General features: G+C 65.2%; 20 protein-coding genes, 1 tRNA gene and 1 pseudogene. 6 read left to right on the top strand and 16 right to left on the bottom strand.

What is annotated here, in order from left to right; all coding sequences use genetic code 11:
- Genes LG388_RS01795 through LG388_RS01775 form a run of 5 tightly spaced genes read right to left on the bottom strand, consistent with a single transcriptional unit; the run spans position 1 to position 5,794 of the window.
- A complete protein-coding gene (locus LG388_RS01795) occupies positions 1 to 1,914 on the bottom strand; it encodes a hypothetical protein (RefSeq protein WP_225781135.1) in 1,914 nt (637 codons plus the stop codon).
- Positions 1,914 to 3,020: a hypothetical protein gene (locus tag LG388_RS01790; protein WP_225781134.1), complete on the bottom strand. Its 1,107-nt coding sequence runs from the start codon at positions 3,018 to 3,020 to the stop codon at positions 1,914 to 1,916. The genes LG388_RS01795 and LG388_RS01790 overlap by 1 nt, the downstream gene beginning before the upstream one ends.
- The gene (locus tag LG388_RS01785) at positions 3,013 to 4,998 is read right to left on the bottom strand and encodes an HAD-IIB family hydrolase (RefSeq protein WP_225781133.1); all 1,986 of its coding nucleotides are present in this window, start codon (positions 4,996 to 4,998) and stop codon (positions 3,013 to 3,015) included. The genes LG388_RS01790 and LG388_RS01785 overlap by 8 nt, the downstream gene beginning before the upstream one ends.
- On the bottom strand, positions 4,995 to 5,600 hold the full coding sequence (locus LG388_RS01780) for an NADAR family protein (RefSeq protein ID WP_225781132.1): 606 nt from the start codon (positions 5,598 to 5,600) through the stop codon (positions 4,995 to 4,997). Before LG388_RS01780 ends, LG388_RS01785 begins: the two co-directional genes overlap by 4 nt.
- Complete coding sequence (locus LG388_RS01775) at positions 5,600 to 5,794, bottom strand: hypothetical protein (protein WP_225781131.1); 195 nt, start codon at positions 5,792 to 5,794, stop codon at positions 5,600 to 5,602. Before LG388_RS01775 ends, LG388_RS01780 begins: the two co-directional genes overlap by 1 nt.
- A 446-nt stretch (positions 5,795 to 6,240) precedes the next feature.
- Between LG388_RS01775 and LG388_RS01770 the strand changes: the two genes are divergently transcribed.
- Positions 6,241 to 6,501 carry a hypothetical protein gene (locus LG388_RS01770; RefSeq protein WP_225781130.1) on the top strand — a complete coding sequence of 87 codons (261 nt, stop codon included), beginning with the start codon at positions 6,241 to 6,243 and terminating at the stop codon, positions 6,499 to 6,501.
- Between the two features lie 106 nt (positions 6,502 to 6,607).
- Here LG388_RS01770 and LG388_RS01765 read toward each other — a convergent pair whose 3' ends face one another.
- Positions 6,608 to 6,904 carry a hypothetical protein gene (locus LG388_RS01765; protein ID WP_225781129.1) on the bottom strand — a complete coding sequence of 99 codons (297 nt, stop codon included), beginning with the start codon at positions 6,902 to 6,904 and terminating at the stop codon, positions 6,608 to 6,610.
- Positions 6,905 to 6,983: 79 nt separating this feature from the next.
- On the opposite strand from LG388_RS01765, the gene LG388_RS01760 reads away from it, so the two are divergent.
- Positions 6,984 to 7,776 (top strand): IS5-like element ISStma16 family transposase gene (locus LG388_RS01760; protein WP_086009121.1). Its coding sequence is split into 2 segments (ribosomal slippage): positions 6,984 to 7,243 and positions 7,242 to 7,776, totalling 795 coding nucleotides; the frame shifts between segments, so codons are not numbered across the junction.
- Here LG388_RS01760 and LG388_RS01755 read toward each other — a convergent pair.
- The 7 genes from LG388_RS01755 to LG388_RS01725 all read right to left on the bottom strand — a co-directional run bounded on the left by LG388_RS01755 (position 7,763) and on the right by LG388_RS01725 (position 14,416).
- Entirely contained in the window at positions 7,763 to 8,737 is a 975-nt protein-coding gene (locus tag LG388_RS01755; protein WP_225781128.1) for an ABC transporter substrate-binding protein, read from the bottom strand. The two genes, LG388_RS01760 and LG388_RS01755, sit on opposite strands and share 14 nt — an antisense overlap.
- 34 nt (positions 8,738 to 8,771) lie before the next feature.
- A complete protein-coding gene (locus LG388_RS01750; protein ID WP_225781127.1) occupies positions 8,772 to 9,686 on the bottom strand; it encodes an ABC transporter substrate-binding protein in 915 nt (304 codons plus the stop codon).
- A complete protein-coding gene (locus tag LG388_RS01745) occupies positions 9,683 to 10,828 on the bottom strand; it encodes an LLM class flavin-dependent oxidoreductase (RefSeq protein ID WP_225781126.1) in 1,146 nt (381 codons plus the stop codon). Before LG388_RS01745 ends, LG388_RS01750 begins: the two co-directional genes overlap by 4 nt.
- A 53-nt stretch (positions 10,829 to 10,881) precedes the next feature.
- Positions 10,882 to 11,988, bottom strand: coding sequence for an ABC transporter substrate-binding protein (locus tag LG388_RS01740; RefSeq protein WP_225781125.1), 1,107 nt, complete (start codon positions 11,986 to 11,988; stop codon positions 10,882 to 10,884).
- A gap of 45 nt (positions 11,989 to 12,033) precedes the next feature.
- Positions 12,034 to 12,786, bottom strand: coding sequence for an ABC transporter ATP-binding protein (locus tag LG388_RS01735; RefSeq protein WP_370630101.1), 753 nt, complete (start codon positions 12,784 to 12,786; stop codon positions 12,034 to 12,036).
- Positions 12,787 to 12,788: 2 nt separating this feature from the next.
- Positions 12,789 to 13,508 carry an ABC transporter permease gene (locus LG388_RS01730; protein WP_225781793.1) on the bottom strand — a complete coding sequence of 240 codons (720 nt, stop codon included), beginning with the start codon at positions 13,506 to 13,508 and terminating at the stop codon, positions 12,789 to 12,791.
- A gap of 107 nt (positions 13,509 to 13,615) precedes the next feature.
- Complete coding sequence (locus tag LG388_RS01725) at positions 13,616 to 14,416, bottom strand: ABC transporter permease subunit (protein ID WP_225781123.1); 801 nt, start codon at positions 14,414 to 14,416, stop codon at positions 13,616 to 13,618.
- 133 nt (positions 14,417 to 14,549) lie between these two features.
- Here LG388_RS01725 and LG388_RS01720 point away from each other — a divergent pair, with 133 nt between their 5' ends.
- The 4 genes and pseudogenes from LG388_RS01720 (at position 14,550) to LG388_RS01705 (ending at position 16,964) form a co-directional block, all read left to right on the top strand.
- On the top strand, positions 14,550 to 15,224 hold the full coding sequence (locus LG388_RS01720) for a S24 family peptidase (protein WP_225781122.1): 675 nt from the start codon (positions 14,550 to 14,552) through the stop codon (positions 15,222 to 15,224).
- A 25-nt stretch (positions 15,225 to 15,249) separates the two neighbouring features.
- Positions 15,250 to 15,492 (top strand): annotated as a pseudogene (locus LG388_RS01715) (transposase); the annotation flags it as partial.
- A 495-nt stretch (positions 15,493 to 15,987) separates the two neighbouring features.
- The gene (locus LG388_RS01710) at positions 15,988 to 16,437 is read left to right on the top strand and encodes a carboxymuconolactone decarboxylase family protein (RefSeq protein WP_225781121.1); all 450 of its coding nucleotides are present in this window, start codon (positions 15,988 to 15,990) and stop codon (positions 16,435 to 16,437) included.
- A gap of 308 nt (positions 16,438 to 16,745) precedes the next feature.
- Positions 16,746 to 16,964, top strand: coding sequence for a hypothetical protein (locus tag LG388_RS01705; protein WP_225781120.1), 219 nt, complete (start codon positions 16,746 to 16,748; stop codon positions 16,962 to 16,964).
- Here LG388_RS01705 and LG388_RS01700 read toward each other — a convergent pair.
- The 3 genes from LG388_RS01700 to rdgB all read right to left on the bottom strand — a co-directional run bounded on the left by LG388_RS01700 (position 16,950) and on the right by rdgB (position 18,943).
- Positions 16,950 to 17,037: transfer RNA gene (locus LG388_RS01700), tRNA-Ser, on the bottom strand. The two genes, LG388_RS01705 and LG388_RS01700, sit on opposite strands and share 15 nt — an antisense overlap.
- 47 nt (positions 17,038 to 17,084) lie before the next feature.
- Complete coding sequence (gene hemW / locus LG388_RS01695; protein ID WP_225781119.1) at positions 17,085 to 18,344, bottom strand: radical SAM family heme chaperone HemW; 1,260 nt, start codon at positions 18,342 to 18,344, stop codon at positions 17,085 to 17,087.
- Positions 18,341 to 18,943: an RdgB/HAM1 family non-canonical purine NTP pyrophosphatase gene (rdgB, locus tag LG388_RS01690; protein ID WP_225781118.1), complete on the bottom strand. Its 603-nt coding sequence runs from the start codon at positions 18,941 to 18,943 to the stop codon at positions 18,341 to 18,343. The genes hemW and rdgB overlap by 4 nt, the downstream gene beginning before the upstream one ends.
- Between the last annotated feature and the right edge of the window lies 1 nt (position 18,944).

Below are 18,944 nucleotides of genomic sequence, written 5' to 3'. Positions count from 1 at the left end.
CTAGCTCGCCTCCAGGTTCTTGCGGCTGGGCGTAAGACGACGCTCCATCCATCTCATCAGCTCGCCGACGGTCACGTCCCGCCATCCCCCCATCTGCAACGGTAGGCCGTAGTGGGCGCACAGCGATCGGTTGAGGTAAAAGACGGTCCCGCTATCACGCGACCCGGTGGCCTGGCTCTCTCGTTGCACCAGCAGGTTCTCCGCGGCACATTCGGCCAACACGCGTTGCAGGGCCAGCCCCGGTGGACCGAACGAACCGGGCGCGGTTAGTTTGGCCAACTCGGCACGCGACAGCCGCACCCCCGTCACACCAGGCGCGTAGGGCGCGTTCGGCGCAAATGTCTGTTCGTAGCAGAACGCGCCGATGGAATCCAGCAGTTGCTGGGCCCGGGTACCTTCGGTGTGAGACTTGGGAATGAAGTCGCGCTTGCGAGCGGCAGCCTCGCGCAGCAACTTGTCCTGTTCCAGGGGCGAGAGGATGGGTTCGGACTTGCGCAGCACCTGCTTCGCCTGCAGGCCGACGTAGAGCGCGGCCGCGAGCCCCAGCAGTTCCTCGACATTGCTTGTGGCCATCACGCACAAGCGGTCGAAGCCAAAGTAATACGGGATGCCCAGTTCCTCGTGCATGAACAGCTCCGCGGCGTTGCGGACCTGGGAACTGTCTCGGTTCTCGAGCTCTTCTTCGGTCAACGTCAGGTCCAGGGACAACTGGCGCTTGGACTCGTCCCGCACCAGCAGTATGCGCGTGACATAAAGCTCCAGCAGCGACTCCAGGTTTTGGTCGGATGTGTACTGGTCGGCCCTCGCCAGCCACTGGGCATAGCGCTGCTTGGATTGGTGACGCTCCACCTGGCTGCGGAAGCGTTCGATGCCCTTGACGACCTGGGTTCGTACCTCGCTGCTGACCAGTTCGTCGCGCAGGCATTGGGTGAACGACCCCACCGGCACCGAGTCCTGGTTCTTCATGCGCCGATCCAGGATGTTCTGCGCATAGGAGACGAACTGATTCATCCCCTTGGCATCGCTCCACATCTTGTCGAGGTTGTATTCGCGCAGGTCGCGGCCTTCGCGTGCGCCCTGCGACAGCAGCTGGGTTCCCAGCGCGACGGTTCGCTCGGCTAGCCAGATCGGGATGGACGGGCGCATCACCGTCAGCTCATCAACCAAGAGCGCCCGCTGTTTACGGCGCAGCTTCTGCATGTCGTCGACCATCAGTAGCCGTTTGCCGCCGACAATCCGCCCCTCGTGGGTGAAGGCAATCGACTGCAACCACAGCACGCCTTCGAAACGGAACTGGGCGGGCAGCGCCGTGTTGACAGGCCCCATGAACGTGTCGAGCTGCGCATAGACCTGCTGCTCGTGCTCCTCGGCCCACGTCGCCAGCTCCAACGCGTTCGTGATCGCTGGGATGCCTTGCAGGCCAGGTAGGGCCGAATGGTCGAGCGAGACCTCGGCCAACTGCTCGGGGGTGCTGAAGCCCAGCAGTGCGCCCAGGCTGCGCAGCGTGCGCAGCACGATCCGGCAGTCCAGCAGCGCCCGGAAGAGCCCCTCCTGCTGCAAGCCCTCGCTAGACGGCAGATCGGCATACCCAGATGCGCAGCTGAGGTAAACGCCCAGCAGCTGCGGGCTCTCGCCCTCAGTCAGTAGTCCGCGGTTGAGCAGCTTCTGGAACGACTCGGACAGCTCGGGGCGATTGCGGGAATGCCAGAAGGCGCGCAGCGCCGGCGGCGTGAATGCGCGCAGCAGCGTCGTCTTGCCGGCGCCCGGCGTGCTGCGGAACACGTGCACGGCGCCGTCGAAGGCATCCTCCGCCAAGTTCTCCAAGATCTTCGGAGAGAACAGGCGGACGAACTCCATGTCCGAGGTCGTGCGCTCGGACATGCGCTCCAGGAAGGGGTTGGCGTTGTAGGCCATCAGAACTCCCGATGGCGGCTGACGCGGGGGAACAGTCCGTGCGGCTTGAACTGCTCCGGCCCCCACAACAGGAACACCGAGTTGTTCGGCGTGTTATGGCCCAATACCACCGGCAATGCGCATCCCGCAAAGCCCAGGCTGGCATCGTCGGTTCCGCCGACGAGAAAATGCTTGTCGACCACGCTGTTGTTGCTATAGGCCGGGTTGGCCAGCAGGGCCTGCAGCGCTGGGCTGGTGTTGTTAGCGAGCGAGACTTCGGGCTCGATCGGGCACAACACGCGCACCTGCAGGGGCTTGAAGCCCTGATCCGTCGTGAACCGCTCCGACCAGTACTCGATGTGGTCGATCGCCTGACGCGTGGCGGTGTAGAGCATCAGGAACACTTCGTAGTGCGACGGGCTGACCATGCCGCGCTGGTGAAGGCGCTGGTAGATTTTGGGCAGCTTGCCCTTGAACCGGCGCGAGGCGCCGTCATAGCGGATGTAGGTGTTGCCGCTGCCCGAGAAGTCGTCCAGCAGCCAGATCAGGTTGAAGTGAGGGTCGTCCGACGCGAAGCCTGCGCGTTGTAACGATGCTCCCAGGTCCTGGAGCATGTCCTCGGCCTTCTCGTCGCCCAGTTCATAGGCCTGCCAAATCTGCTCGTTGCCGATCTCGCCATCGCTGGCCCGGCGCAGCTCATTGGTGCGCGCGCCGTCGCTCAAGCCGAGGTACAAAGACGTCAGGCGCAGCTGCTCGAAGCGCCGGTGGCGAGCGATCTCCTGGACCCTGAACGAAGGGATCTCGTGTTCCTCGGAGACCAATCGCATGCGTTCCTGCACGATCCAGTCGCGGTACGCGCTGCGCACTAGATGCGAGAACTCGGCGTCGGAGATGAACACCAAGTGATCCAGGACCAAGCCCAAGGCAGCCTGCCGATCCTGAGGTTCGAACTGATGGAGCCACAGCGCCAGGCTCTCAATGAAGCGGCGCCCCGGACCGAAGCGCTGGTAGTGGTCGTACTTGAAGTCGGCCAGCAACTGCAGGGTCGGCAGCACCTGGGGCACGGTCTCCAAGTCCTCCCATCCCATCACCTTGGCCAGCAGCTCGGCCGCGTTTTGGTCATGCATCGCCGGCCTCTCCGTTGTCGCGCACATCCGGGAGGGCCAGGCGAAACACGCTGCCATCCTCAAGCATCATCCGATCTAGGTACCACAGCGTGGCATCGACATCGCGCAGCTCTGCGGGTGCGAGCTTCCAAGCCCGGTCGAGTCGACGCGAAGGCATGTCCACGCTCAACGAGTATCGGTGCTCAAGCAGCGCGGCGTCGTTGCCAGGCCACGCCCCCTGGTCGCCCATCGTCAGGATCTCGTATGGGTCTACCTTGTCCTTCTGGATGATGTCCGCCACGAGCGCCGACTTGCTCACCCCCTTGGCGAGGATGTCGACCGAGTGCTTGCTGCGAACCATGGTGGAAAGATCGAGGCCCGCCTGGCGCAGCGCGTCCGCGATCACAAACCACATGGCATCGGTCGCCAGACCCTCGCGGAACCGGACACTAACTTGGTAGGGATGCGTGGTGCGGTGAGCCAGGATGGGCACGCCGATGGACTTCAGGCGCACCACGATGCGCGTCACGTGGCTTAGGAACTCGCTGGTCTCCGCCGGCGGCGCCGGCAGCGCGTCCGCCGCGTCGATCCAGCCGCCGTTGTACAGCCCCAGCCTGATCTTGGGCAGGACGTCGTGCGGCAGGACTTCTTTCAGGCAAGTCTGGATTGAGCCACCACGACCAGAGGCGATGCCGACGACAACGCCTGCGCGGGCCAACCGCACGAGATGCTCTACGACGTTGGGCGGCGGCGGACCGTCTTTGCTCTGCGAGCTGCACAGCGTGCCGTCATAGTCGAACACCACGGCCTTGAAGTGCTGCGCGCGAATCGTGTCCGCAAAGGCCCGAGCCGCCCGGCGCATCGTGCCGTGGTCTCGCTGAGAAGGCCAATGGGCACCGAGCACCTCGTACTTGGACTGCTCCTCGGCAGGCCCTGCCGGCAGCGGCAGCGGGATCATGTCTCGCAGGTTCGCGTAGTGGATCTCGCGCCCGTAGGTCGGCACCTCGGGCCGGCCGGGGTCGGTGCCGAGCTCGCGGCCGACCGCGGCGACGAGATGCATCTGCGCAACCAGGCCAGCAATCAGATGGACCGGATCAGCACCGGACAAGGGCATCGCCAGCGTCGGAATGCCGCTGGGGAACTTGCTGCGCATGTCGTCCCACAGCTTGCCCAGTGACGGTTCGACCAGCGCAAGGATTGCGCAGTCCTGGGGGCGCTGCGCCAGCCATAGGTGCCGACCATGGGCATACGAACGCAGGTCGGCCAGTTGGATGTGCAGAAGCGCCCCTTCAGAGAGTTTGGACTCCAGGTCGGTGGCGATGGCCCGCAGCAAGGGCGAGTAGATAACTGTGAGCGCGCCACGGCGCACCGCCTCGCCGATGAAGGGCTGCGCTGCCGCGAGCCACTCTTGCACGGTCTGCTCGCCCACCCGCAATGCCGTGACGTCCGGGGGCATCGGCTGAGGGCGACCGTTGAGTTCGCCGTAGGCCCGCGCCACCAGCACCGCGTCGAGCAGCAGGCTGTTGGTGGCCAGGTAGCCGTCCTTCTTCGCCAGCTCGAACACGTAAGGCTTCACGCCCGGTAGTGCTTGGACGTGCGCCATCAGAGGACTGTCCTGTCGGTTGGTCAACACGTGAACCGTGCGCGAGCTGAACCGTCGCGCCCGCTCGAGCGCCTCCACGATGTCTGGGTTCTTGCCCTCGGCCGACACCAGGAAGACCGGGCTGGACGAAGCCAGCGACGGGGTGCAGATGATCTCCAGCGGTGTGGAGGGGCGAGATACCCGGCCGGTGTAAGCCTCGTGGAGGCTGCACAGCAAGGACGCCACCGTGAACGATCCTCCCGAGCCTACGCCGATCATGCTGGCTTCGGCCGTGCTGGCGATCGCGAGCTTCAAGGCCCCGATGTCTGCGGCGCACGCCGCCGAGTAGCTGTTCCCCAACTGGGCGAGCTCGTCCTCGTAATGATTAGCCGCCGACTGCATGCGCGGGGCAGTCATGCAGTCACGGCCACCCGTTTGGAGGTGACCTTCGAGCTTGCCTGAGTCTTGTCGGACGCGGCAGTCTGCTTGGCGACGCGTACGCGTGCGGGGCGCTGCTTGGCGTACGCCGTTCGCAGCTCCATCAGCATGACCCCCAGCATATTCTCGCCCTTGCCATCTACCTCGCCCCAGAGCCGATTGACGGCGTTGTTGACGGTCCCGGCCTCCACGAGCCTGACCTCGCCGGTGGAAAGCAGCAGCTCGCGCAAGTCGGCGTTCTGGTCAAACTTTGCGCGCAGCACGGCGCGCATCCGATCGAACTTGATCTGTGCCCAATTGGGCACTACGTCCCACACGTACAGACCGTGCGCAGCCATCGCAGCCAGGGCAGGCGTCGGCGCGCTGAGGATCCACTGGCGCACGGCGGGCTTGAGCGCCTTGCCTGCCTGATACGCGTGTTCCGAGGTGGGATACGTCGTCCCCTCAAACTCCATCGAACGCTTGTACAGGTTGCTGAAGGCGCCATACGGCTTCTCGTTGGCCCGATAGAAACGGATCTCCTGGATGGCGGCGCTCTGCGTAGCTGGACGTTTGCGCGCCGTTTGCGGCGTCTTTGTCATTAGCGGGGTTCCTTGGCAAAGTGTTCGGGGCTCAGACCAAGCGTCTGGCAGTGGTTGACGATGAGCACCTCCAACAAGTTGGTAAGACTGCGGTGCTCGTACTCTGCTGCAGCCTCGGCCGCAGCCTTGATCTTGGGGTCCAGCCGAACCGTGAGCGTGGCTGTCTTGACCTTTGGACGTCGCGTGATGGCCATTGAAATTGGCGGTGCAGTGAGTCGATATAGAAGGTCAAAAATGTACTGCATTTAGCAGTGCACACCCCCGATCGTGCCGGCCAAGTGGACCCCTTAGCTTGTTCACGACGATGTGGCCTTAACCTTGTCCTCGGCAGAACCGCGGGCCTGTCGCCGGGTGACAAGAGTGGGCCCACCAGAGGGACGTTGAGCGACCGCTCCTGGCACCCGCCGCCATTCAGTTGACCCAGCCCGAGTGGCAGCAAACAGTCTCGAAGCGACTTCGGTCAACAACGGCCTGCAGCGACGGCGGACCTACCGCCGCTCACGATAAGTGGTCCGGGCGGCAGGCACGGGCTCAGCCGCTTGTCCGGGACGCGTCGCCTGCAAGGCGCGTCCTGTTGCGGGTGTCGCAACTCTCCCGAGCGGGGTTGTCGCGATCACGGCAAGCGCTATTGGCGTCTGCCGTGCTCGGACTGTCTTTCCCGCAGGGCTCAGCAATCTCTGCTGTAGATCGCAACCGCCAACTGCCCGACCACCTCTTGAACGGCTGGGTCTGCATCTGGCAGCTCGATGCCGTCATCGCCAACGGCGAACAGCGGTCCGCCTACATCGTCGTCGTACGGCTGTCCGTTCTCGTGAATGGCATGGTAGTCGTCCTTCCTCAGGTCCTTGCCGAACAACATCGCCAGGTGGTGCCACGTCCAGCACTTGAGTGGGTCATCTGACTGTCGATCCAGGATCAGTTCCCGCATCGCGTACAACAGATCCGCCGACGCTCAGGGAACTTTGAGCGGGCCCAGGCGGCGGCACTCGCAAAGGCCGAAGAGCAACCTAGGCTGACTTGCACAGGAAGCCCATGAGCAGCACGGGAGCCAACGGGACAAGAACATCGGCCACGTCCAGGTGCATGGCGACTGCGGCGCGGGCGGTCCGCCTCAAGGCACGATGTTCATGATGCCGATCGACATCCGCAGCACGGTTGCCATGTATCGCAGCTTTACGCTCAGTCGCCGATAGATGGGCAGCAGGGCTGTTAAGCAGATCACATACGTCGTGGCCGTCACCATCCAACGCAGCGACAGTACCCATCACCACCCTGCCGTCCTCGGCATGCAGCATGATCTGCATGCGGGCCGCAACGCAGCCATGCTAGTCGCCCTTAGAACGTGTTCAAAGTCTCACCCTCTTGATGTGAGAAGCTCGGTGGGTGAGAAAAGGCTACCCCAGCGACATCAAGCGCGAGCAGTTCGAGGTGATCCGGCCATTGCTGGAGAGTGCGCGCAGAAAGACTGCCCCACGCAAAGTGGAGCTGTACGAGGTGTTTTGCGCCGTGCTTTACCTGCTGCGCACGGGCTGTCAGTGGCGGGCACTGCCCAGTGACTTTCCCAAGTGGCGCACCGTGCACTCGTACTTTGCCATCTGGAGCGAGCCACGCGAGGGTGGCAGCCTGCTGGAGCAGGCATTAAAAAAATCAGGTTGGCGCGGCCCGCGAGAAACTGGGGCGCAACGCCTGCAGCACGCTCTTGATCGTGGACGCGCAGAGCGTGAAGAACACGGACACGGCGGGCTTGAAGGGCTATGACGCAGGCAAGAAGGTCTCGGGCATCAAGCGCCACATCGCGGTGGACACCCAGGGATTGCCGCATGCGATAGCGGTGACCACGGCCGAGGTGACGGACCGCAAAGGCGCACTGCAGGCGCTACAGCGCTGCAAGCCCCGGTTGAGCCGGCTACAAAGCCTGCTGTGCGATGCAGGCTACATCGGTCGGCCGTTCGCGCAAGGCGTGCAGCAGATTCTGGGAGGGCATGTGACGGTGCAGATCGCCAAGAGAAGCGAGCTTCACACTTTCAAGGTGATGCCCAAGCGCTGGGTCGTGGAACGCAGCTTTGCCTGGCTGGACAAGAACAGGAGGCTGTGGAAGAACTGCGAGCGATGGCTCAACACCAGCCTGCAGTTCGTCCACTTGGCATTCTTGGTGCTCTTGCTCAAGAGACTTTGAACACGCTCTTAGACGGCAGTTTGCTCACATCGAAGATGAAGCTGTCGTAGTTGGGGCTTCGTGGGATCACGCCGTACTTGACGAACAGGTCGCCCGCATTCTTGAGCGTGGGCAGCAAGGCAGGGGTGACGAACTCAAAGGTACGCGAGGCTGGCGGGACGAGCAGTCGCGCTCCATCCAGCGGCAGCTTGCCCAGCCGGGCCCAGACTTCAGCGGTCGCTTCGGGTTTGGCTGCCGACTGCCGGGCCGCCTCCTGCAGTGCGTCGAAGACAGCGCGCACTGCTTCAGGGTGCTTGTCGGCAAAGTCGGTTCGAACGATGTAGATCAACAGGTTCTCGGAGCCCACCTCGCGGCCGGTGCTGAGCTTGACGCCGTCGCCCCGTGCCTCTGCCGAGACGCCGAACGTGCGCCAGGTGGCCAACGCTTCGACCTGGCCGCCATTGAAGGCGGCCAAAGCTTCGGGCGGATCGAAGTAGCTGATCTGCACATCCTTGGGTGTCAGGCCGGCCTTTTCCAGTGTCTTGAGCAGCACGTGGTGGCCGCTGCCGCCGCGGTCCGTCGCGATGCGTCGGCCCTTGAGATCGGACAGCGTCTTGATGCCGGCCGACTTCTTGACCCAGACGCCTTCGCCGTCCAGGTCGGGCGCCTGATAGCCGAAGATCTTGAAGCGGGAGTCGCCCAGCACCACGGCCGCCGCATTGGTGGAAGTGGTGAAGGTGATGTCCACCTGGCCGGCATTCAGCGCATCGTAGGGCGTGCCACCGTAAGGGCCACGCCACTTGAGCTCATGCCCCACAGCCGCCAATTTCTTTTGAAGCAGGCCGCTGTCGTACGCCAGGTTGGAAGTGGTCAGGCCCCGGATCACGCCGTAGTTGACGTCGGCGGCAAAGCCCACCTGTGTGGCAGCCCCGAGCGCCGCCGCAGCAAGCAGGCGCGAAAGTTGAAGCAAGGTCTTGTTCATATCAGATGTGAACCGAGGGAAGGGATGAATGAAGTCAGTGCACTGGCGCGTTCGCTTCGGCGACGCGGCCCCAGACCTGGTCGAGCAGCGGCGCATCCAGAGTCGGCGCCAGCGCGATGGGGGCGAACACGCCCGCCCGCGACAGCACGTCCGCGGCCCGCTGCTGCTCCTGCAGGAAATCGGCGCCCGGACGGCTCAGGCCTTCAGCGCCTGGCTGAATCTCGAAGCCGCGTTGCAAGGCGGCGCGTCCCACCGGACTGATGTCCTCGAGCAGTGCGGCGGCGGCGTCCGGGTGCCGGCCCAGCCACAGACCGGTGGCCTGCAGAGCCGTCAGCAGGCGCGCCGCACGGGCTACGCCGGCCTCGTCCGTCAGCGCCGAACGGCGTGCGAAGACCACGCTGCGGTTGCTCCACAACGAACCGGAGCGCACGAGCACGCGCACCTCGGGACTGTCGATGTCCTCGGGACGGGCCACCCAGGCATCGACGCGCGATGGGTCCAAGCGGCCGCCGGTCTGCACATAGCTGACGGCCTGGATCTGTTCGTAGCCTAGACCCTGGGCATCCAGGGCCAGGGCGACAAAGGCCGAATGCCACGAGCCCACCGCAAAGCCCACGCGCCGCTCTCGCAGGTCGGCCACGGAGCGGATCGGAGAGTCGGTCGGCACGACCAGTGCACCTGAGTCCGGCCGCGGTTGGCCAACGCCGAGATACACGATGTCGGCGCCTGCAGCCTGAATGGTGAGTGGTGGCGTGGCGCCGGTCAGGCCTACATCGATGCGCTGACCGAGGAAATGTTCGGGCGTCTGCGTGCCATGCGCATACGCCACCAACGCCACATCGCTGCCCAGGGCATCGCGGACGTCTTGCAGGGCCGGAGCCCGCTGAAGCAGCGGGCCGGCTGGGGATTGCGGGTGCACGCCCACGCGCAGTGTCTGGGACGCACTCATCGCTGGGCTCCCAGGCCGTTGACCTGGTTGTTGAAGGTGCGCACGCGTCGGTCGGCGGCTTCGCGCTGGCCGCCCACGGGCTTCAGCGGCAGCAGCGGAAGCAATTCGTCAGCCACGCGCCAGGCCTCCTCGGGCAGGGGGTGATGCGACAGGATGAATTTGTCGACGCCCGCTTCGTGGTATTCGATCAGCCGGTCGGCCACCTGTCGGGCGGTGCCCACGAAGGCCAGGCTCGATCCGATGCGCAGCAGGCCATAGCCGGTCCAGACGTTGGGGGCGATCTCCAGTTCCCGCGCATCGCGCGGCAATCGACCGGTGTGCAGCGAGGAGGCGCGCCGCTGCCCTTCGGACTGACCGGCCGACAGCACACGCTGAAGGTTGTCCACCGCGCTCTGGTCGGCATGGCGCAGCATGGTGTTCACCTCTGCCCAGGCCTGCTCTTCGGTGTCGCGGATGACCACATGCACCGTCATCGCCGTTTCCACCTGGCGCCCGGCCAGTGCGGCGCGTTCGCGGAACTGCGCCAGATGCGCCTTGTGCCTGTCCAGCGGCTCGGCCCAATTGGCGTACACATCAGCGTGTTTGGCCGCCAGATCCATGGCTTGGACCGACGAACCACCCACCCAGATCGGCGGATATGGCGCGTGGACCCCTGGTCCCACCGGGCGGGCACCGCGGATGTCCAGGTGCTTGCCCTGGTGATCGATGCTTCGGTCGTCCCCGGTCAGCAGTTGGCGCAGCACGCCCAGGTATTCATCGCCATGCGCGTAGCGTTCGTCGTGCTGCAGGTGCACGCCGCCAGCCTGCAGGCCGGCGTGGCCATTGACGATATTGAGCTCGACGCGCCCGCCGGACAGATGGTCCAACGTCACGGCCTGCTTGGCCAGCAAGGTGGGGGACAGCAACGAAGGATGGACGGCGATCAGAAAGCGCATGCGCTCCGTGTACGCCGCCAGGTAGGACGAAATGGCCCAGGGATCCCAACCCCCGGCAGCGCCGGTCGCCACCAGGGCCCCGTGATAGCCGGCGCCGTCGATCGCCGTGGCCAGCGACTTCAGGTAGCGCCGGTCCACCTGCCGGACCTTGTCGGCATTCCAGGGGTAGGCCCCATCGACATAAAAAACGTACCAATAGACTTCCATGCTCAGCTCTTCTCCAATCGGTTGGGGCGTTCTGCCTGTGGCATCGCCGGATCTCAGTTCGTGACCGCCTGTGCGGCCGCATGGGCACGCTGGGCTTCCAGCAGGGGGGATTCGTCGATCCACTCGGCCAGATCGAAGGCCTGGTCGATGAATCCCTGACGCAGCAGGAAGTCGTGTTGCGATTGGATGGCGGCCACCTTGCGTGGTGTGAGGTCCAGATCCAGCCCGCTGGTCAGGTCTTCGCCCCAGCTGGCGTCCACCAGCGCTTCCGAGGTTTTGAACTCCTGCGCCATCAGCTGCACCACTTCGGTCCGGTGGCTGCCTGCCCAGTCGCGTGCGCGCAGCAGCTGGCGCAGCACGGTCTGGACGATTTCCGGCCGCTCGCGCAGCAGCCGCCCGCTCACGGTGAGTACGTCGGGCGTGTCGTTGTTCACGCGCTCGGCCGGGTCTTCGGCCAGCGACCGGTCGAAGATCGTGCGCGCGTCGATCAGTCCCTCGAACTCCACGCCGTAGTGCGCCTGCGTGGCAATGGCGTCCACCTCGCCGCGGACCAGCGGCAACAGCAGTTCGCGGCGGCGCGCCTGGCTGCGCAGGTTGGTCCACAGCGACCCATCGGGCGACAACGCGTCACCGGGCTTGTGCCGGGCGCCCACCTGCGACGTCTGTTCGACCCACTGCACGTCGTCCAGGCTCAATCCGGCCGAGTGCAACGCCGCTTCATAGGTCCGCAGGGTCGAGGCGCGCCAGTAGTCGATGACGTCGTTGTCGTTGCGCTGAATCAGCAGCCGCTTCCCCTTGAGGTCCGCGGGACTGCGAATGCCGCTGTCCGCCAGCACCTGCACCTGCTGGCGCATGGTGACCCAGGAGATGCCGATCAGGCGCGTGTCCGCGCCGTGGGCGCGTGCCCAGATGGGCGGGATGTTGCCGCCGTGGCGGAACACATCGACATGGGCGTGCGTGTAGTGGGCCGCCCGGATGCGCTCGTCGCGGGAGTCGCCCAGCGAGCACCATTCGTAGCGGCCGGGCGCGTCTTGCGCTTCCAGGGCGTGCTGCAGCCACCCCAGCTTGAGTGCGACGGCAAACGGGGTGGGCACGGGGCAGCGGGAGTACCAGACCTGTAGGGGCGCCTGGGTGTCGGCCGAGTTGGCAACGGTGTTCATGTGTGTGAGCTCAGGATTGGAAAAGGAAGGTGGTGGGACAGTTCGTCATGCCGGCGCGTGCACGGAAGACGCCTCAAGACCGAGTTCAACCAGCAGCTGGCGCCTCAGTTGTTCGAATTCCGCGGTGGTGCGATCGCGCGGCCGGGCTGCGTCCAGTGGCTGGTCCCGCACGATGTGGCCCTCGCGCATGACCAGCACGCGATCGGCCAGCAGCAACGCTTCGTCAACGTCATGCGTCACCATCAGCACAGTGGGCTGGTGCTGCCGCCACAGGGCCAGCACCAGCGCATGCATGCGCAGCCGGGTCAGGGCATCGAGCGCTGCGAAGGGCTCGTCGAGCAGCAGCAGTTCGGGCTCACGGACCAGCGCCCGGGCCAGCGCAACCCGCTGCGCCTCGCCCCCGGACAGCGTGCCGGGCCAGTCCTCGGCGCGGGCCTGCAGACCCACTTCGGCGAGCGCTGCATGGGCGCGGTGCTGGTCCCGGCCCACGCCCATCACCACGTTCTGCCATACGCGGCGCCAGGGCAGCAGGCGGGCATCCTGGAAGACCACGCCGACGCGCGCCGGCACCTGCACGGAGCCGGCATCTGGCTGATCCAGCGCCGCCAGTTGCCGCAGCAGTGTGGACTTTCCGCAGCCGCTGGGGCCCAGCAGCGCGACGAATTCGCCGCAGCGCAGCGAGAGATCCACCCCACGCAGCACCTTGCGACTACCGAACTGGCGATGCAGGCCGCGCAGGACCACGGTCGACGGGAGGCCGGACGTGTTGGCGCCCGCGGGTTCAGAAACAGGAGTCATGGTCATTGGCCGCCGAACACACGCCGCCACGGCATCTGCCACCGTGCGACGAGGCGCAATCCGGTGTCAGCCGCCAGGCCCAGCAGGGCATAGGTGAGAACACAAACGAACAGCAGTTCCGTCTGCACGTATTCGCGGGCTTCGGCAATGAGCGTACCGATGCCTGTCGACGAACTGGTCAGCTCGGCCGAGACCAGGGCGGCGAGCGCCCAACTGAAGCCGATGCGCAGCCCCGTCAGGAGCTCCGGGAATGCGCCCGGCAGGATGACTTCGCGCACCCGCTCGCGGGCGCTCAGGCCGCACACGCGGGCCGCCTCCACCAGCCGTACGTCCGTGGCGCGGATGCCGGCCACGGTGCCCAGGTAGGCCGGAAAGGTGGCGCCAAAGGCCACGAGGGCGACCTTGGCCACCTCATCCACGCTGAACCACAGCGAGAAGAAGGGCGCCAGCGCCAGGAAAGGGATGGCACGCAGGCCCTGCAGCGTGCTGTCCAGCAGGTCCTCCCCATGCCGCGACAGGCCGCTGACGAGGCCGAGCACGATGCCCAGCCCACTGCCCAACACGAAGCCGGCCAGCAACCGGCCGCCCGAGATCGCCGCCGCTGCGGGCAGCGCACCGCTGCCGATGGACTCCGTCGCCGCCTGGAGCACAGACCCCAGGGGAGGCAGCAAGGAGGCCGGCAACCATTGGGCGGCGCCCACCAGCCACCAGGCCAGCAGCACCAGCAACGGACCGCTGAACCTGCGGCGGCGCCACAAGGCCTGCCGCCACGTCGTCAGGGGCGGGCGCGTGGCGCGGGGAGACGGCGATGAGATAGAGCTTCCGGCCGTCATACAGCGTGCACCTCGCGGCGCCACGCCAGCAGCCGCCTTTCCAGGGTGCGGGCCAGCGCATTCGCAGCCACGCCCAGCAGGGCATACAGCAACAGGCACAAGGCCAGCACGTCGGTCTGCATGAACTTGCGGGCATCGAAGGCCAGAGCGCCCAGGCCGCCAGTCACATTGATTTGCTCGGCGATCACGAGGGCAATGACCGACAGCGTCAGCGCGTAACGAAAGCCTTGCAGGATGGAGGCCAAGGCGCCAGGCACGATGATTTCGCGCACCGTGTCCCAGGTTCGCATGCCGGTGACGCGGGCGACTTCCAGCAGTCCACGGTCCAGCCCGCGGATGCCCTCATAAGTGCCGACATAGACCGGAAACAGGGTGGCAAACGCAATGATTGCCACCTTGACCCCCTCGCCGATGCCGAACCAGGCAATGAACACGGGCGCCAGTGCCACGAAGGGCACGGCGCGCAGCATTTGCATGTTCGCGTCGATCAGGTTCTCGCCCCAGCTCCAGTATCCCGCCACCACGCCTGCAGCCAGGCCGGCGGCGGCGCCCAGGGCCAGGCCGCTGAAAGAGCGGCGCAGTGATAGCCACAGAGCGTCACCCAGTGCCCCACTGCTGGCCAGCGCCCAGCCGGCTTCCAGCGAACGCAAAGGGGACGCAAGCACGGCCGCTGGAATCACTCCGAGCGATGTCAGCGATTGCCAGAGCAAGATCAGAAGGGCCGGAATTGCCAGCCTCTTCAGTGGGCGCATCTGCTGTTGACTAATCGCAGATAAAATATCTTTATTGCGAAACATTCAATCACTATAGAGTTAATGAACGCACGATAAAGGAACATAAACGCATAAATAAAAGCGAAAAGCGGATATCGAATGTGCGGAGCGGCGCACTCTTTCTAAAATCGGCACACACTTGTCACCGGGGATCGCCATGACGACTTTGACGCCAGAGACCGAGCCTTTACATGAATCCGTGGACCCGGCGTTCATCGGCCGGCTTCGGCAACTCGTCGATCTGGCAGGCAATGCCAGTGCTCTGGCGCGCAGGGCGGGGATCTCCCAGAGCGGACTGAGCCGCTATCTGAGCGGCGGTGATCCATCCCGGAAAGTTCTGCTGGCCTTGGCCCAGGCCACGCAGACATCCGTGGAGTGGTTGGCATCCGGAGTCGGCAGCATGCAGGCGCAGGAGGGCCAGGGTTGGGGAACCTTGCGCAAACTCCCATTGCTACCCATGGGGGCTGTGCCTGATGTCGTATCGCCAGTGCAGGGCACAGACTTCTCCGCCCAAGCCTTTTGCTTCCGCTGGTTGAGCAAGAACGGGTTGGATATCAGCAATCTGGTTGCCATGGAGGTGCGCGGCGACAGCATGGCGCCCACGTTGCGCGCTGGGGCGGTGGTCCTCATCGACCTGTCGCAGACCAGTGTCGAAGACGACGGCATTTACTTGTTGCGCGACAGTGACGTCACGCTCCTGCGAAGACTGCAGTTAGAGGTAGGCTCCCTTGTGCGCGTCTTGGCGGACAACCCCAGCCACCGTGAGTTCACCGTGCCTACAAAGGAAATTCACCTGTTGGGCAAGGTAGTGTGGAGCAGCGTGTTCCTCTAAAGAAGATCTGCACAGTGTGCCCCCGGTGCTTGGTGTGTGGCTGAAGTGCAGAGAGGATCGGCGGCATGAATCAACACGCGAGTTCCTCGAAAAGATGAATTGCAGGGTGCCGTGGTCCGATCTGGTGGCGCTGGTCTTTCCGTACCTGCCCGAAGGCAAGCGTGGCCGCCCGCCCTTCCCGCCCGAGGCCATGCTGCACATTCATTTGACGCCGCAATGGTTCAACCTTGCGGGCCCGGCGATAGAGAAAGCGCTGCACGATGTCCCGCGGAACTGCCGGCGTAGCCGCGTCAGTGCTCAGTTGCGTCACTGAGCCGATCGAGTTGCGGCGCGCAGCGGTGAAAGACTTGACGTTCTGGCCGATCCCACCGAAACGCCGTACACATCGGCCTGGGTGAGGCCGTTCTCGATGCGCTGCGGTATGGCTTGATCCGGTCATGTAACTGCATTCGCGAACGAACGACCGGCATAGGAGAAGTGCTACGTCCGCTTCGGGCACACTCCCGCTGCTCGGCCGTTCCTGAAACGCGTCGGGCTTGGTCGGTGGCCCTAGTGTCTGCTCTCGCTGGAAACAGTCTTTCGACGCTGGATGCGCGACCGGCCGCTCACAGTCTTCATTTGACTCAAAGCCATCCTGGACGTTGCGGTGGTCATAGGACGGATGGCGGTCGACTCAGGGATGTCGCAAAGCTGAGACGTCATCCGTCTTCGGTTCAATAGCCGACCCTGGCTATCAACGCCACATGCTGAAAGGACTGTTCTGATGAATCGCGCGAACTGGTTTGCTGTTTCCCCCGAAGGTGCAAAGGCAGTCGGTACCCTGCATCACTACGTCGTGAACGACACGAATCTCCCGAGCACGCTCGTCCACTTGGTGTTCTTGCGCGTGTCGCAGATCAATGGGTGCGCTCACTGTATCGACATTCACTCCCGCGATCTGATCAAGGAAGGCGTGTCGATCGACAAGGTCATGCTGGTCCCGGTCTGGCACGAGGCCCAGTACCTCTTTACCGAGCAGGAGCTTGCCGCGCTGGCTTGGTCTGAGGAGGTCACGCGTGTAAGCGAGACGCATGCCTCTGATGCCGCCTATGCGGCCGCGTTGGCCGCTTTCGGCGAGAAGGACTTGGTGGACTTGACCTTGACCATTGCGGCGATGAACGCAATCAACCGGCTCGGCATCAGCTTCCGCTTGAAGCCGCGCGCCAGAGCCTGAGCTTGCATGCCGCACATGTCCGGCTTGCGTCGGCCGGCGCGGTCAGGAGTGCTCAGCCGGCCGCCTGCCTCGGGGCGCTGCGTGACCGTCCAGTGGGCGGTGGCGCATCATGCAACTCTTGCATGAAAGGGCGTCGCCGAAGCTGTTCACGTTCCAGGCCGGGGAGCCTGCCACTGCTTGACGCTGTGTGCCCTTCGCCTCAACTGCGCCCGGCCGTGGCAGAGGCAAGGTCCGCAACACAGCGATGTCCACAGGCTTGACCAGGTGCGTATCGAAGCCAGCCCGCTCCGGCAACTGCCGTCGGCGTCTTGGCCAGCGCCGCCGAGGCGATGATGAAAGATCTGGCCTCATGGCTCTTGCCGCATGCGCCGGCACGCATCGTGGCCGCTCTTGAACGGCAAAAAGCCAAAGAAAAAGCCCACATCGGGATCCGATGTGGGCTTGTTTTATGTGGTACTTTTTGTGGGACAAACCCAAAAAAAATTCCTAAGCTGTTGTTTTTATTAGGTAACTGGCGGAGACTGTGAGATTCGAACTCACGGACGGTTGCCCGTCGGCAGTTTTCAAGACTGCTGGTTTAAACCACTCACCCAAGTCTCCGGGCCGCGCATTCTAGGCGTCCTCGCTGCTCTCATGGCTCGGCTGCCTCATTCCTCGGGCAGGAAAAGGCTCTGCAGGTCGCTGAGGAAATCGAGCCCGCGCGCGGTGGGCCAGACGCGGTGCAGGGCACGCCCGATCAGGCCCTTGCGCTCGGCCTCCTGCAAGGGGCGCTGGATGGTGCTGACGGGCAGGCCCGTGCGCTCGCTGAACTGGGCCAGCGCAAAGCCTTCGCGCAGGCGCAGCGCGTTGAGCATGTATTCGAAAAGCAGGTCGGCGCGGCCCACTTCTTCGGCCTGCGCCACGGCGTTGCCCGCCATCGCGCGTTCCATGTACAGGCGCGGTTCGCGAAAGCGCACTTGGCGCAGCACCCGATGCGCGAACGTGAGCTTGCCGTGCGCGCCCGCGCCCAAGCCCAGGTAGTCGCCGAACTGCCAGTAGTTGAGGTTGTGCGCGCAGCGGTGGCCGTCCTGCGCATAGGCCGACACTTCGTAGCGCTGCAGGCCGTGCGCCGCGGTGCGCTCGGTAATGCGGTCCAGCATCGCGTAGGCGATGTCGTCCTCGGGCAGCGCGGGCGGGTGCTTGGCGAAGAAGGTGTTGGGCTCGATGGTGAGGTGGTAGACCGACAGGTGCGGCGGCGCAAGCGCCAGCGCCTGGTCGAGGTCCGCGTCGAGGCCCGCCAGGTTCTGGCCCGGCAGCGCGTACATGAGGTCGAGGTTGAAGGTGTCGAAGGCCTGCGCCGCTTCTTCGAGCGCCGCGATGGCCTGCGCGCGGTCGTGCACGCGGCCCAGCGCCTGCAGGTGCGCGTCGTTGAAGCTCTGCACACCCACGGACAGGCGCGTGACGCCCGCCGCGCGGTAGGCGCGGAAGCGGTGGCGCTCGAAGGTACCGGGATTGGCTTCCAGCGTGATCTCGCAGCCGGGCTCCAGCTTGAGCCGCGCGCGCACATCGCCGAGCAGCCGGTCGACGGCGGCCGGCGAGAACAGGCTGGGCGTGCCGCCGCCGATGAAGATGCTGTGCACGGGCCGGCCCCACACCAGCGGCAGCGAGGCGTCCAGGTCCGCGATCAGCGCATCGATGTATTGCGCCTCGGGCAGCCCGTCGGCGCCGGTGCGCGACTCGTGCGAGTTGAAATCGCAGTACGGGCATTTGCGCAGGCACCAGGGCAGGTGGATGTACAGCGACAGCGGTGGCAGCGCCTGGAACTGCAGCGTGCCGGGCCGCATCCAGTGCATCACGTCGTGCGCATGCGGCGCACCCTCGGGCGTGGCCGCGCGCAGCGGCACGGACACCGCGGGCGAGGCGCTCATGCCATCCACCGCTCGCGCATCAGCGCCAGCATGGCGCGGGCCGCCTGGCCGCGATGGCTGCGCGCGTTCTTGTCTTCGGCGCTCAACTGCGCGAAGGTGCGGCCCAGCTCGGGCAGGAACATCACCGGGTCGAAGCCGAAGCCGTTATCGCCGACGGGCGCGCGCGTGATCTCGCCCACGGCGCGGCCGACGGCGATCAGCGGTTCCGGGTCGTCGGCGCTGCGCAGCGCGACGAGCGTGCTGACCAGGGCCGCGCGGCGCTGCTGCACGCCCTGCATCTGCTCGAGCAGGGCGCGCACGTTGTTCGCATCGCCCTTCGCGTAGCCGAACTGCGTGGCGTAGTAGGCCGTGTCCACGCCCGGCAGGCCGCCGAAGGCGTCGACACACAGGCCCGCGTCGTCGGCCATGGCGGGCAGGCCGGTGGCGGCGCTCGCATGGCGGGCCTTGGCCAGCGCGTTCTCGACGAAGGTGCGGAAGGGCTCCTCGGCTTCGCCCACGCCCAGCTCGGCCTGGCGCACCAGCGTCACGCCCAGCGGCGCGAAGAGCTGCTGCAGCTCGGCCAGCTTGCCCGCGTTGTTGGAGGCCAGGACCAGCTTCATG

Origin of the sequence: Xenophilus sp. Marseille-Q4582, from assembly GCF_916700565.1 — a bacterium.
Taxonomy (GTDB): Bacteria; Pseudomonadota; Gammaproteobacteria; order Burkholderiales; family Burkholderiaceae_C; genus Xenophilus.
The sequence above is the reverse complement of the archived record's forward strand: the minus strand, read 5'-3'. Positions and strand labels throughout refer to the sequence as shown.

Excerpts from the sequence above, each read along its gene's own strand:
- LG388_RS01795 (WP_225781135.1), bottom strand. The coding sequence starts at position 1,914 with ATGGCCTACAACGCCAACCCCTTCCTGGAGCGCATGTCCGAGCGCACG.
- LG388_RS01790 (WP_225781134.1), bottom strand. The coding sequence starts at position 3,020 with ATGCATGACCAAAACGCGGCCGAGCTGCTGGCCAAGGTGATGGGATGG.
- LG388_RS01785 (WP_225781133.1), bottom strand. The coding sequence starts at position 4,998 with ATGACTGCCCCGCGCATGCAGTCGGCGGCTAATCATTACGAGGACGAG.
- LG388_RS01780 (WP_225781132.1), bottom strand. The coding sequence starts at position 5,600 with ATGACAAAGACGCCGCAAACGGCGCGCAAACGTCCAGCTACGCAGAGC.
- LG388_RS01775 (WP_225781131.1), bottom strand. The coding sequence starts at position 5,794 with ATGGCCATCACGCGACGTCCAAAGGTCAAGACAGCCACGCTCACGGTT.
- LG388_RS01765 (WP_225781129.1), bottom strand. The coding sequence starts at position 6,904 with ATGCAGATCATGCTGCATGCCGAGGACGGCAGGGTGGTGATGGGTACT.
- LG388_RS01755 (WP_225781128.1), bottom strand. The coding sequence starts at position 8,737 with ATGAACAAGACCTTGCTTCAACTTTCGCGCCTGCTTGCTGCGGCGGCG.
- LG388_RS01750 (WP_225781127.1), bottom strand. The coding sequence starts at position 9,686 with ATGAGTGCGTCCCAGACACTGCGCGTGGGCGTGCACCCGCAATCCCCA.
- LG388_RS01745 (WP_225781126.1), bottom strand. The coding sequence starts at position 10,828 with ATGGAAGTCTATTGGTACGTTTTTTATGTCGATGGGGCCTACCCCTGG.
- LG388_RS01740 (WP_225781125.1), bottom strand. The coding sequence starts at position 11,988 with ATGAACACCGTTGCCAACTCGGCCGACACCCAGGCGCCCCTACAGGTC.
- LG388_RS01735 (WP_370630101.1), bottom strand. The coding sequence starts at position 12,786 with ATGACTCCTGTTTCTGAACCCGCGGGCGCCAACACGTCCGGCCTCCCG.
- LG388_RS01725 (WP_225781123.1), bottom strand. The coding sequence starts at position 14,416 with ATGTTTCGCAATAAAGATATTTTATCTGCGATTAGTCAACAGCAGATG.
- LG388_RS01720 (WP_225781122.1), top strand. The coding sequence starts at position 14,550 with ATGACGACTTTGACGCCAGAGACCGAGCCTTTACATGAATCCGTGGAC.
- LG388_RS01710 (WP_225781121.1), top strand. The coding sequence starts at position 15,988 with ATGAATCGCGCGAACTGGTTTGCTGTTTCCCCCGAAGGTGCAAAGGCA.
- hemW (WP_225781119.1), bottom strand. The coding sequence starts at position 18,344 with ATGAGCGCCTCGCCCGCGGTGTCCGTGCCGCTGCGCGCGGCCACGCCC.
- rdgB (WP_225781118.1), bottom strand. The coding sequence starts at position 18,943 with ATGAAGCTGGTCCTGGCCTCCAACAACGCGGGCAAGCTGGCCGAGCTG.